The sequence below is a fragment of the Cupriavidus pauculus genome, assembly GCF_022179805.1.
In the GTDB taxonomy this organism is placed as follows: Bacteria; Pseudomonadota; Gammaproteobacteria; order Burkholderiales; family Burkholderiaceae; genus Cupriavidus; species Cupriavidus pauculus_E.
Window position 1 is genome coordinate 33,486 of record NZ_BPUO01000021.1, and the last position, 12,138, is coordinate 45,623.

Genomic DNA, 12,138 nt, shown 5'->3' on the forward strand with positions numbered 1-12,138 from the left:
TCACGCCAGAAGGCTCAACTGGGCCTTCTGGCGTCATGCAGGCGATTCGATCAGGCTGGCAGGACGGTCGTCCAGTACCGCGTCAGGGAATGGATGCGAACGGGCAGGGCACTGCGTAGCGCATCGAGGATGCGGTCAGTGTCCTGGACCGGAAACGTTCCGGATACGCGTAGGGCCGCAATCGAGGGATCACAACGAAGATGCCCGGGTCGATACCGGTCGACTTCGGTCAGGAACGAGCCCAATGGCATGTCCGTGGCTACCAGCATGCCGTCCGCCCACGCAATCGCGGCCTCGGCGAGGGTCTGCGGCGCGTCCACCTCACGCGACGAGAATCCAGCTTCCTCGCCCGCGCTGACGACGTGCTCCGCGAGGGCATCGTCCGCTGGGCGCACAGCTACCGCGCCTTCCGTAACGCCGATCCATCCCCGGTCCTGATGTTGCCGAACCGCGAAGCAAGTGCCAAGCGGTCTTAGCGTGGCGCTACGCAAGGCCACCACGAAGGGTCGCGGAACGGCATAGGGGTCTGGTGCAGTCTCGACCTGCACCTCGCCGCGTTGCAGCGTGACGCGGCGCTCGGCGGCCGTGAAGGCAACGTCGATAGCGGTGTCCGTGTTCAGGCGAACTTTTGTGCCGTCATCGAGCGTGATCAGCCGCTGTTCGCCCACGCTCGTATGGACATCGGCCATCATGCCTTGCAGGCCGGTGTAATCGCGTGTCAGCCAGGCCGCGCCCCCACCGACGAAGAGTAGTGCCAGCGTATTGACGGCGCGCCTGCGGCTTGCCGACTTGGGCGGCGTCAGCGCCGCGCGTGCCACCGCCGTGGCCAGTGGCGACGCAATGCCGCTCAACCTCGCGTTCACCGTTTCGATATGGTCCCAGGCCCGCTTGTGGTCGGGATGCTGGCCGAGCCAGTTGCGCCAGGCGCGCCGGATATGGTCGTCCACGTCATCGCCTTGCAGCGTGACAAGCCATTCGACGGCGGTCCGGGCGATCTCGGGAGGGATGTTGGTGCCAGCGTTGGTCATGTCGGCCCGATGGCGAAATAGCACTGCGTGCCGGCCTTGACCAGGTAACGCTTCACCGTTGTCAGCGAAACACCCAGCGCAGCGGCAATCTCGGCATGGCTCATGCCATCGAGCTGGGCCATCAGGAAGGCGCGCTTGACCGGAGCCGGCAGGCCGTCGAGAAGATCGGCGATTTCCTGCAGCGTTTCCAGCAGAATCGCGCGGTCCTCGGTCGACGGAATCGAATCGGACGGCAGGTGGGCCAGCGCTTCCAGGTAGGCCTGTTCGAGCTTCTCCCGGCGCCGCTGGTTGGCCATGACGCGCTGGGCCACCGTGGTCAGGAACGCCCTTGGTTCGGCCAGGGGCGGCATCTCTTCGCGGGCAAGCAACCGCATGAAGGTGTCGTGGGCGAGGTCCGCCGACTTGTGCCAGCAGCCCGACTTCCTGTGCAACCAGCCCAGCAACCACCGGTGGTGGTTGACGTAGAGCGCACCAATGTCCTGGTGTGGACTTGCGTCGGCAGCCATCAAACGTTCCTTGTACCGCAGCGGGTTTTGCTGGAAATGAGAATCGTTATTGTATAGGGATGGGCGTACGGAAGGTACTCGTCTTGTGCTTCATCGCCCATTCCCGGCGCAGAGAAGCCATCTGTTCGTGGCTTGTGTGGCGCGCCAGCATCGGCCTCTATATAAGTAAGTGAGAATCAGTTACAGTTGCGCCCGTGAATGCACGCCTTGCAGTGAGGAAAGCGGCACACGATTCACATCACTTCCCATGTTCCAGGCTGCGCCAGAGTTTTCCCAGATGGCGATCGTTCGCGTCACATTCCCGGTTTCGGCATCCGTCATGGCGGCGGAGTCCGCTCGATGACGGCCGTCGATCCGTCGACGCGGTCTCAGGTCGACGCGCTCTACAGTCGTCATCACGACTGGCTCAAGGGCTGGCTGCTGCGAAAAATCGGGAACGCATGCGATGCGGCCGATCTGGCGCAGGACGTCTTCGTGCGTGTGCTTCACCGGAAAGTGGCCGAGATCCGCGAGCCGCGCACCTACCTGGGCACCATCGCCAATGGTCTGGTGATCGATTTCTGGCGGCGCAGGGAGCTGGAACTCGCGTGGCTGGAGACGCTTGCCCATCTGCCGGAGGCCCATGCGCCATCGCCGGAGAGCCGGCTGCACTTCCTGCAGACGCTCATGGAAATCGACCGGATGCTGGACACCCTGAAGCCGCGCGCCCGCACGGCGTTCCTGCTCGCGCAGCTCGACGGCCTGACATGCCCGCAGATTGCCAAGCATATCGGCATGTCGCTGGCCACCGTGGAGCGATACATCGCGCAGGCAATGCGCCGATGCTATGAGCTTCAGTTTGCCAACGGGTGATCGGGTCAGCCTGCCGAGCCATGTCCAATCCTCACGTAGATCTACCGTCCAGCATTGTCGACGAGGCCATCGACTGGGCCGTCCGCCTGCTGTTCAATGAGCCGACCGACGAGATGCGCCGCCGATTCCTGGCCTGGGAAGGCGCCGACCCCCGGCACAAGCTCGCCTGGCAGCGGGTCAGGTCGTTGCGCGATGGATTTCCGAGCGTGCCTTCAACGCTGGCGCTGGAGACGATGCGGAACGCGGATGCCATACGCGGCCGTCGCCGAGCCGGACGCCGGCAAGCCATCAAGGTCCTGGCGTTCGGCGGGGTATCGGTGCTTGGGTTGTCAACCGCATACCACCAAGCGCCGTGGGAGCGCTGGCTCGCGGAAGTCAGTACCGGCGTGGGCAGGCAGCGCCGGCTGGTGCTGGACGATGGCACGGTCGTCGTCCTCAATACCGACTCTGCGGTCGACATCCGCTTCAATGACGAGCGGCGCGATCTCGTGCTACGACGCGGAGAGATTCTGGTCACCACCGGTCATGACGAGCGATTTGCCGCCCATGCGATGCGCCGCCCGTTCCAGGTGCGCACGCCATTCGGGACGATGCGCGCCCTGGGCACGCGCTTTGTCGTGCGACTCCAGGACGATTCCGCCCGGGTGAGCGTCCAGGAGGGCGCGGTCGCCCTGCACGCAGAGCGTGATATCACCTCATCGGTTGCCAAGGCGGGGACGTCGTGGCAGATGGACCGCGTTTCCAGTTCGGAGAGCGCAAACGCGGGCATGTCGCAGGATAGTTGGGCCGACGGCTTGCTGTCGGGCAGCAATATGCGCCTGGGCGATGTGCTGGCTGAACTCGGCCGCTATCGGCATGGGCGCATCGATTGCGACCCGGCGGTAGCGGACCTGACGCTGTCCGGCACTTACCGGATCGACGACACGGATCGCACCCTGCGCTTCCTGGAGAAGGCGCTGCCTATCCGGATTTCGTATTTCAGCCGCTACTGGGTGCGGGTGGGACCGGCGGCCCGAGGTTAGGCCACTGCCTTGTTACAAATTAGTGCGATGAGAATTGAGGGGATTGGGGGCGACTGTCCGGCTTGGATTGAAGGAACACCCTTCAACCTGCCTTGGACTATCGAGAACCATGTCGTTACCGCAATCCCGTCGCCAGCCTTCCTCGCTCCGCACCGAAATCTCATGCCGACTTCCCCTGCGTCCCATCACTGCCGCACTGCATCAGGCCATGTTGTGCCTGGCAGTCGGCTCGGGCGCGGTCACCTGCAACGCCTTCGCCCAGACCCCCACTGCACCGGGGCCGGAAACCACGCTCCCCACGGTCACGGTAAGCGGCGTGGCCACGAATGATGCGACCGAACTCCCCGCCGCCTACGCGGGCGGGCAAACCGCACGCGGTGGCCGGCTTGGCCTGCTGGGCAATCGCGGCAACATGGATACGCCGTTTTCCACGAGCAGCTACACCGCCCAGCGCATCGAGGATCAGCAGGCCGTGACCCTGGCTGATGTGCTGAACGCCGATCCGTCGGTTCGATTCACTGGCCAGACCGGTGGCGTCACCGACTCGTTCATGATTCGTGGCTTCCCGATCAATGAAGGCAACCTCTCGGAAGTTGCCTTCGATGGCGTGTACGGTGTGTCGCCGAACTACCACCTGTTCCCGGAATACATCGAGCGCGTGGAGGTCCTCAAGGGCCCGGCCGCCATGCTCTACGGGATGTCGCCGAACAGCGGGGTAGGCGGTGTGGTGAACCTGGTGCCCAAGCGGGCGGGGGACACTGACCTGACGCGCTTCACGCTCGACTACGGCTCCGATGCACAGGTGGGCGGCGCCGTGGACGTGAGCCGTCGCTGGGGCAAGGACAAGGAGTGGGGCGTTCGCTTCAACGGGCTGCATCGCCAGGGGGGAACGCCGCTGGACAACCAGAAGTCGCGTAGCGAAGTGGCGGCGGTCTCGCTCGACTATCGCGGCGACCGTCTGCGCGCATCGCTTGACCTGATCGAGCAGTATCAGTGGATCGACGCGCCGACACGTCCGTTCCTGGTAGCGGCCGGCATCAACGTGCCGACCGCACCGGACGGGCGGCGCAACACCACCCAGCCGTGGGGATGGTGGAAGTCCAATGACGTATCGACTCTGGCGCGTGTCGAGTACGACATTGCCGACAACGTGACGGTCTATGCCGATGCGGGCGGGACGCGTTCGGACGTTGCGCGGCTTTCCGACCAGACGCCGACCATTCTCAACGCGGCCGGCGATACGTCGACTGCGGTGCAGAACTGGAAATTTCAGGTGAACCGGATGTCGTTCGACACCGGTGTGCGCGCGAAATTCGACACCGGGCCCATCAAGCACGCGCTGGCGCTGCAGGGCAATTTCTACTCGGATCGCATTGCCAACGCGAACGTCGCGGGCACGCCCGTCCAGTCGAACATCTACAATCCGGTGGTACGCCCCGAGCAGTCGATCGCGCCGCCGAAGTATGTGCCGAAGGTCTCGGATTCGACGCTGTCGGGCGCGGCGCTTGTCGATACCCTGAGCACGCTCGATGACCGCGTGGCGCTGACCCTGGGTTTGCGTTACCAGCAGGTCGAGTCGAACAACTACAACACCGCGACGGGCGCGAAGTCCTCGTCCTACGACGAAAACGCCGTCACGCCGCTGGCGGGCATCGTCTTCAAGCCGTGGCAAAACGTGTCGCTGTACGCCAACTATGTGGAAGGACTGAGCAAGGGGGACATTGCGCCGGCCACCGCTTCGAATGCCGGCCAGGTCTTTGCCCCGTACAAGACGAAGCAGCAGGAGGTGGGCGTCAAGGTTGACTCCGGTTCGCTCATGGCGACGCTGGCCGCGTTCCGGATGACCAAGCCGAGCGGCCAGTTGTTCGGTACCGTCTACGCCGTTGACAGCGAGCAGCGCAATCAGGGTCTGGAACTGACCGTGTCGGGCGAAGTGGTCCGCCGCGTGCGCCTGCTGGGCGGGGTGACGTGGATCGACGGCAAGCTGACGAAGACCAACAGTGCTGCAACCCAGGGGAATCGTCCGGTTGGCGTGCCCACCATCATGGCCAACCTTGGCGCGGAGTGGGACCTGCCGTGGCTGCAGGGCCTGACCCTGACCGGCGCGGTCAACTACACGGATCGCATCTACGTGAATCAGGCCAACACGCAGTCGGTACCGTCCTGGACCACCTTTGATATCGGTGCGCGCTATCGGACCAAGGTCGCGGGCAAGGCGACCACGTTCCGCGCCACGGTCATCAATGCCTTCGACAAGAACTACTGGGGTGGCGTGGCGTCGTACAGCACCATTTCCCAGGGTGCGCCCCGGACCTTCCTTGGCTCCGTGACGGTCGACTTCTGATGCGGGTTCCATGCTGATGCGCCATCGCCGGGTATTGCAGTGGATTGTTTCCGCGATGGTCATTGCCATGGGCGCTCAGGATTGCCGCGCTGCCGACCCGATGCAAGGGGCGGCAGTGGCGGTACACCAGTATTCGATTCCGGCCGGGCCGCTGGACCAAGTGCTGATACGGTTTGCGACCGCGTCGAAGATCGACCTGGTGTTTGACGCCGATGCATTGCGGCGGCATCAAAGCACCGGATTGACGGGGCGTTATGCCGTCCTGGACGGCATTCGCAAGCTGCTCGACGGCACCGAGTACCAGGTGGTGGACATGCGCGATGGTGGCTATCTCATTCGCCACCGCTCGCTTGCCGGCGAGCGTGCGGAGGTGCCGCAGACGTTGCCGATGGTGATCGTGACGGGCCGTGCCAGCCGGTATCTAGGCTCGACCGGCACGGACACACCGTTCGGCCGGGCGAACCTTGGCATCCTCGGGAACGTGGATGGCATGGACGCCCCGCTTAGCACCAGGCGCTTCGATGCCGAGGCCATCAAGGATAGTCAGGCATACAGCGTGGCGGACGTCGTGGAAAACGACGCGTCGGTAAGGTCCGTCAGCAAGCCCGGCGGCATTCTCGATGCGTTCACGATTCGCGGGCTCCCCTACAGCAATGGAAATTTCGGCGAGATTGCGTTCGACGGCGTCTATGGCGTCGCCTCCAACTATCGCGTTGCGACGGGGTACGTCGAGCGTATCGAGTTGATCAAGGGGCCGACGACGCTGCTGTACGGCATGTCGCCGGTAGGCAGTCTTGGCGGCGCCATCAATATCGTGCCGAAGCGGGCGGGCGTCGATGACGTCACCGAGTTCGGCGTGGACTACGGCTCTGTTGCGCAGGTTGGTACATCCGTGGATGTGAGCCGGCGATTCGGCGGCGACCGGGCATTCGGGGTGCGGTTCAACGGCGGATATCGGGCCGGGGACACCGGCCTGGACAATCAGCATCGCAACGCCGGATCCGGCGCCTTGTCGCTGGACTATCGCGATAGCCGTCTCCAGGCAAGCCTGGACATCATCGGCCAGCACGAGACGATATCGGCGCCATTCCGGCTGGTGCACATCGTCCCCGGCATCGCCGTGCCCGAGGCCCCGGATGGGCATCGAAACATCTCGCAATCGTGGGAATCCTCAAGGATCAATGACGGTTCGGCGCTGGCGCGTGTGGCTTACGACGTCAATGAGCGCGTGCAACTGTTTGCGCACGTTGGCGGCGGGCAAACGCGCGTGGCGCGCGTGTTTGCCATCACGCCGACGATCATCAACGAAGCCGGGGACGTGTCGGTGTTCGATACCAACTACCGTTTCGAGGTTGCGCGAGCCAGCGCGGAAGCCGGGGCGCGCTGGGATTTCGGTACCGGGCCATTGAAGCACCGGCTGGCTTTGTCCGTGAGCGGCTATCGCGACCAGCTCAATCGCGGCCTGGTGAACTCCGATGTGACGTCCATCACCAACCTCTTCCGCCCCGTGGCGTTGCCGTCCCAGACCATTCCCGAGCCGGCGAGCGTACCGAAGGTCTCCGCGACCTATCTGTCGGGGCTGTCGGTGGTGGATACCGTGACCGCCATGGACGACGCCGTGCGGTTCACGGCAGGGCTGCGCTTTCAACGGATTCGTTCCGATAATTTCGATCCGGACGGCACAGTTATCGCCCACTACGACAAGGGCGCTGTGTCTCCGATGCTGGGCATCGTGTTCAGACCGAGCCAGGCGATCTCCCTCTATGCAAATCGCGTGGAAGGGCTGAGCAAAGGGGAAACCGCACCGACCAACGCCTCAAACGCGGGCGAGGTCCTGGCCCCGTATCGCTCCACCCAGTATGAAGTCGGCGTGAAGTTCGCTAGCGGGACGACGGCGGCCAGCCTCAGTGCGTTTCAGATCGGCAAGATCAGCGGCGTGATGAACGGGTCGCGCTTTTCCGCTGACGGCGAGCAGCGCAATCGCGGGATTGAGTTCGGGGTGCGTGAGGAAATCGTCCCCGGCGTTCGCGTGAACGCCAGTGCGATGTGGATTGATGCCACGATATCCGGCAGTTCCGCGTTTTCAGGGAAGACACCGATTGGCGTGCCGTCCTGGCAAGCCAACCTCGGAGGAGAGTGGGACCCGCGCTGGGTATCTGGCCTGACGCTCTCCAGCAACCTGGTCTTCACCGGCGCGCAGTATGTAGATGCATCGAACACCCAACGCATTCCGTCCTGGACGCGTTGGGATCTCGGCGTGCGCTATCGCCTGACTGACGGCCAATATCCCGCAACGCTGCGCCTCGCCATCCGGAACGTACTGAACCGGTCGGGCTGGGTGGCGGTGGACGCCTATGGCGGGTTGGCCCAGGCCGACCCGCGCACAGTGTTGGCGTCCGTATCGATTGGCTTCTAAGCGAGCAGCGGGTTACATGTCGAACTGCGCCGACAGCCAGACCGTACGCGGCCGGCCAGGCCAAGCACCATTGATGCTCGGATCACCCGCTGCCCAGTAGCGTTTGTCCGTCAGGTTCTGGACCGTCAGCGCGAACGTCGTGCGGTAGCTGGCGATCTTCGTCGTGTAACGGACGCCTGCGTCAAAGCGGGTATAGCCCGACATCCAGCTCGTGTTCTGGGCATTCAGTGCGCGACGACCCACGTAGTACACGCCGCCATTGACGCTCAGGCCCGGGAGGGCGGCGATTCGGTAGTCCAGGTACGTACTCGCCTGGAAGTTCGGCACGTCGGCGATGCGCTTGCCTGCCACGGACGGATCGCCGGGGTTGTCGGCTTCGGTATGAAGGAAGGCGAGTCCGCTCACGATCGACAGTCCGCTGCCAATTCGTCCGTTTGCCGTCAGCTCCAGCCCCTGGTGACGCTGCGTGCCGCCCTGCACCGTGAAGTGATCCGAATTGACGTACTGCAGCGTCTTCTCCAGACGGAAGATTGCACCGGTCAGCAGCAGATTGTCGTTCACGCGTGACTTGACACCAAACTCATACTGCTTGGTCTTGAGCGGCGCAAGGTTTTCGCCCGCGTTATTGGTGTCGTAGCCGGCCGGTCCCAGCTGCTCGAAGCCTTCCGCATAGCTGACATAGGTCGACAGGCTGGGCAGCGGCTTGAAGGTCAGTGCAAAGGATGGCGCGTTGACGCTGGCTTCCTGCGTCGTGTTCTTGCCCGATGCCGGGTAACTGTCGTTCTTGTAGCGGATACGGCGCAGGCCGAGCAGCACGTCCCACTTCGGCGTCAGCGAGATCACATCACTCACGAACACGCTCGGCTGGAAGTTCTTCGAGGTGTTGTGTTTCGGGAACGTGAGATTGGACGGCGCCGGCGAGTAGACGGGTTGGTAGATATTGCCGACCGTCGTGTCCAGCACCGTGAAGCCCGATTCGACCGCCTCGAAGTGACGCGTCGAGACGCCTGCCACAAGCTGGTGTCCAATCGGTCCGGTCTTGAATTGGCCGGTGACGTACGTGTCGGTGGACAGCACCCGGAAGTTCTGGTCCGGGTTCAGGTAGATGTCGCCAGAAAGGATGTCGCCGTTCCGCGCCACGTTGTAGATGTCCGGAAACGCCGCCACCCGGGCGTTGTAGGACTGGGCCACGCGGCTGGTGACCTTCCAGTTGTCATTGAAGCGGTAGTTGAAATCCGCGCCAATGTTGTAGGTCTTGGTCTCGTACTGCAGCCAGGGCTGGCCAAGCAGAATCCGGGGATTGACCGGCGAAGGCAGTGTGCCGTCGGGATAGGGCCCGATGGCAGGTTGCGCGGCGATCTTCCGGTTCTGATAGTCGAAATTCAACTGCAGCAACGCCTGGGGCGTGATGGCCCAGTCGAATGCACCCGCGATGAAGGTGCGCGACGTATCGCCGTTGTGCCCGAAGTTGCCCAGCTTTTCGCCTGCGACATTGAACCGGTAGCCGAAGCGGCCATCCCCCAGCGGGCCGCCGATGTCCGCGCTGGCGTAGTAGCCGTCGTGGTCGCGAATGCCGGTCTTGACGCTGGCAAAGCGGTCGCGGGTCGGACGCTTGATAACGTAGTTGATGGTGCCGCCGGGCGAGTTGATGCCGTAGAGGAAGCCGGACGGGCCTTTCAGAACGTCGATCTGCTCGATGTTTTCAAGCGGAATTTCGTAGTACGGGGCGACCGACATGCCGTCCCGCCGGATCGTGTTGGTCCAGTCCACGAAGAAGCCGCGAATCCGCACGGTTTCGTAGGCGCCTGCCTGGGTCGCGTCCTGGATCGACGGGTCGTTCTTGAGCACGTCCATCAACGTTCTTGCGTCCTGGCTGTTCATCAGTTCGGCGTTGTAGGACTGCACGGAGAAGGGCACCTCTTCCGGTTGCCGCTCGCCGAGCGCGCCCATGTTGATGCCGGGGCTGGCGAACAATGCCGGGCGGCTGCCCTGTACTTCGACGGTCGGGAGTATCGCTTCCGAACTCTTGGGGGCGGAGGCGGGCGGGGTGGTGGTCGCCTCCGGGGCGCCGATGGCGTACGACTGGCCGCCTACGTTGCGTGCAGCCATGCCGCTACCCACCAGCAGCTTGTCCAGTGCATCGGGTACGGAGAGCTTGCCGTTCACGGCAGGCGCCTGGCGCTGCTGAGCCACGTCCGTCGCGTAGACGATATGTGCCCCCGATTGACGCTGCAGTGCGCGGAGGGCCTGATCCAGCGGCTGCGCCGGAATGTTGATGTCGTAGGCCTGGCTTTGCGCGATGGCATGGGTGGCGACGACTGCCATTGACGCGGCGGCCACCAGTCTCAGTGCGCACGAGCCAAGCCCGGCTCCCCGGGCGCTGAAAATACCTGAAATCACGATTTCCCCTGTAATGCTGGTTCTTGGAAGCACCCGAATCGGGTAGCTCAGGGGTTGGCGTCTGTCGCCACGGCGATGTTGATGTCGGTTACGAAATAATTCTGCTATCGCTTCGAGATGGTGATCGTGCCATCGGCGAGTCGCGTCACCGCGACGGGAAGGATGACCGGCAGCGTGTCGATGAAGGGCTCAAGTCGGCTGATGTCGAAGTCGCCGGACAGCCGCAGGGCGCCGATGTCGTCGTCGCGCATCCGTATCGGTGCCGTCCTGTAGCGCTGAAGCTCGGCCACCAACTGCCGCAATGGCGTACCGTCCAACACCAGGCGGCCGTTGGCCCATGCCGCACTGTCGGCGTGTGCGGCGCGCTCGGCCATGGCGCCATCGGCGGTGACGGCGACGGCCCGGCCTGCCAGCAGCGGCTGCGCTTGCGGAACGCTGGTGGTGGATACGGCCACCTCGTCCTCCAGCACCGAAACGTCGACGGCGCGAGCCGGGTCATCCGGGTGGCGGCGAACATTGAACACCGTGCCGATATCGAGGACGGTCGTATTGCCGGCTTGCACGATGAACTTGCGCCATCCGTGCGAGACCGTGAAACGGGCCTCTCCCTGCTCCAGGCGGATGCGCTGGCTGCGCAAGTGGTTTTCCACGACAGCCACAGAATTGGTATTGAGCTGGATGGTCGAGCCGTCGCGGAGCGTCCAGGTCGTTCGTTCGCCGATGCGCGTGGCAATCTGGGTCGACTGCCATGCCGGGTCCAGTGTCCACAACGCGGCAGTCACCGCGCAGATGGCGGCGACCGTGGTCCCAGCGGCACGCCTGCGCCGACGCTGGCCATCGGCGCGCGCCTGCTTGAGCAATGCATCCTTGCTCGGGTAATGCCCGATGAGCGCTTCCTTGAACGACGCCAGGGGATCGCTGGATTTGGTGGGGTGCCGGGGCGACCCGGGCGGATCAACGCGGTTCTTCATCGGCACAATCCGTTGGCGCGGTGGCGGATGCCTGCTGCGGTGTCACGCCGAAATCCAGCAAGGGGCGCAAGGTAGCCATCGCGCGCATGACGTGGCGGGCGACCATGTTCCTTGAAATACCCAGCGCATCGGCAATGTCGGCCTGGGGCATGTCATGAAGTCTGTGAAGCAGAAAGACCTGCTGGCACCGGGGCGGCAAGGCGTCGATGGCCCGGCGAATGAGATCGAACTGCTGGCGCCAGAGGATCTGTTCCTGCGGGCTGATCGTGTGGATGACGTCGGCATGGTGCGTGCCGGCTTCCGCGACGATGCTGGCGTGGCCGGCCTCCGCACGCACGCGGTCGATGGCGCGATAGAGCGACGCGCGACGGAGTAGCGCCAACGGTTGACGTGCCGTTGTCCGGCTGGGGCGCTCCAGCAGTTGCAGGCAAAGGTCATGCACGACGTCCCGCGCGAACGCGCGACCCGAGAAGCGGCGGCGCACGTGATCGACCAGGTCCTCGTAGTGTCGGACCAGCGTCATCAGCAAGGTCTGGTTCTCGGGAAGTGGCGTCACGGGTGCGGAGCAGGCTGGCTTGGGTACGTCGCCATCAACATCT

10 protein-coding genes are annotated in these 12,138 nt (G+C 64.0%); 4 read left to right on the forward strand and 6 right to left on the reverse strand.

All coding sequences use genetic code 11. The features are described 5' to 3' along the window. Nucleotides 1–50: 50 nt before the first annotated feature. The 3 genes from MFF62_RS28185 to MFF62_RS28195 form a co-directional block, all read right to left on the reverse strand. Complete coding sequence (locus tag MFF62_RS28185; protein WP_238266778.1) at nt 51–1,028, reverse strand: FecR domain-containing protein; 978 nt, start codon at nt 1,026–1,028, stop codon at nt 51–53. Then, nucleotides 1,025–1,534: a sigma-70 family RNA polymerase sigma factor gene (locus MFF62_RS28190; RefSeq protein ID WP_238266783.1), complete on the reverse strand. Its 510-nt coding sequence runs from the start codon at nt 1,532–1,534 to the stop codon at nt 1,025–1,027. Before MFF62_RS28190 ends, MFF62_RS28185 begins: the two co-directional genes overlap by 4 nt. 180 nt (nt 1,535–1,714) lie before the next feature. Continuing rightward, nucleotides 1,715–1,855: a hypothetical protein gene (locus MFF62_RS28195; protein ID WP_238266784.1), complete on the reverse strand. Its 141-nt coding sequence runs from the start codon at nt 1,853–1,855 to the stop codon at nt 1,715–1,717. A gap of 18 nt (nt 1,856–1,873) precedes the next feature. Here MFF62_RS28195 and MFF62_RS28200 point away from each other — a divergent pair, with 18 nt between their 5' ends. The 4 genes from MFF62_RS28200 (at nt 1,874) to MFF62_RS28215 (ending at nt 8,168) form a co-directional block, all read left to right on the forward strand. Further along, on the forward strand, nt 1,874–2,386 hold the full coding sequence (locus MFF62_RS28200) for a sigma-70 family RNA polymerase sigma factor (RefSeq protein ID WP_238266785.1): 513 nt from the start codon (nt 1,874–1,876) through the stop codon (nt 2,384–2,386). 20 nt (nt 2,387–2,406) lie between these two features. Then, nucleotides 2,407–3,408, forward strand: coding sequence for a FecR domain-containing protein (locus MFF62_RS28205; protein WP_238266794.1), 1,002 nt, complete (start codon nt 2,407–2,409; stop codon nt 3,406–3,408). Nucleotides 3,409–3,616: 208 nt separating this feature from the next. After that, nucleotides 3,617–5,752 (forward strand): TonB-dependent receptor, encoded by a 2,136-nt coding sequence (locus MFF62_RS28210; protein ID WP_238266801.1) that lies wholly within the window; start codon nt 3,617–3,619, stop codon nt 5,750–5,752. Between the two features lie 10 nt (nt 5,753–5,762). Continuing rightward, nucleotides 5,763–8,168 carry a TonB-dependent receptor gene (locus tag MFF62_RS28215; RefSeq protein WP_238266810.1) on the forward strand — a complete coding sequence of 802 codons (2,406 nt, stop codon included), beginning with the start codon at nt 5,763–5,765 and terminating at the stop codon, nt 8,166–8,168. Nucleotides 8,169–8,180: 12 nt separating this feature from the next. Here MFF62_RS28215 and MFF62_RS28220 read toward each other — a convergent pair whose 3' ends face one another. The 3 genes from MFF62_RS28220 to MFF62_RS28230 form a co-directional block, all read right to left on the reverse strand. Then, a complete protein-coding gene (locus tag MFF62_RS28220) occupies nt 8,181–10,493 on the reverse strand; it encodes a TonB-dependent siderophore receptor (protein WP_238266820.1) in 2,313 nt (770 codons plus the stop codon). Between the two features lie 179 nt (nt 10,494–10,672). Continuing rightward, nucleotides 10,673–11,539, reverse strand: a complete 867-nt coding sequence (locus MFF62_RS28225) for a FecR family protein (RefSeq protein WP_238266825.1) — start codon at nt 11,537–11,539, stop codon at nt 10,673–10,675. Further along, nucleotides 11,523–12,062, reverse strand: coding sequence for an RNA polymerase sigma factor (locus MFF62_RS28230; protein ID WP_238266826.1), 540 nt, complete (start codon nt 12,060–12,062; stop codon nt 11,523–11,525). The genes MFF62_RS28225 and MFF62_RS28230 overlap by 17 nt, the downstream gene beginning before the upstream one ends. Nucleotides 12,063–12,138: the final 76 nt, after the last annotated feature.

What these genes read in the sequence shown, in the direction of transcription:
- MFF62_RS28215 (WP_238266810.1), top strand. Translation starts at nt 5,763, where the DNA reads ATGCTGATGCGCCATCGCCGGGTATTGCAGTGGATTGTTTCCGCGATG.
- MFF62_RS28195 (WP_238266784.1), bottom strand. Translation starts at nt 1,855, where the DNA reads ATGACGGATGCCGAAACCGGGAATGTGACGCGAACGATCGCCATCTGG.
- MFF62_RS28200 (WP_238266785.1), top strand. Translation starts at nt 1,874, where the DNA reads ATGACGGCCGTCGATCCGTCGACGCGGTCTCAGGTCGACGCGCTCTAC.
- MFF62_RS28185 (WP_238266778.1), bottom strand. Translation starts at nt 1,028, where the DNA reads ATGACCAACGCTGGCACCAACATCCCTCCCGAGATCGCCCGGACCGCC.
- MFF62_RS28225 (WP_238266825.1), bottom strand. Translation starts at nt 11,539, where the DNA reads ATGAAGAACCGCGTTGATCCGCCCGGGTCGCCCCGGCACCCCACCAAA.
- MFF62_RS28205 (WP_238266794.1), top strand. Translation starts at nt 2,407, where the DNA reads ATGTCCAATCCTCACGTAGATCTACCGTCCAGCATTGTCGACGAGGCC.
- MFF62_RS28190 (WP_238266783.1), bottom strand. Translation starts at nt 1,534, where the DNA reads ATGGCTGCCGACGCAAGTCCACACCAGGACATTGGTGCGCTCTACGTC.
- MFF62_RS28220 (WP_238266820.1), bottom strand. Translation starts at nt 10,493, where the DNA reads ATGGCAGTCGTCGCCACCCATGCCATCGCGCAAAGCCAGGCCTACGAC.
- MFF62_RS28210 (WP_238266801.1), top strand. Translation starts at nt 3,617, where the DNA reads ATGTTGTGCCTGGCAGTCGGCTCGGGCGCGGTCACCTGCAACGCCTTC.
- MFF62_RS28230 (WP_238266826.1), bottom strand. Translation starts at nt 12,062, where the DNA reads ATGACGCTGGTCCGACACTACGAGGACCTGGTCGATCACGTGCGCCGC.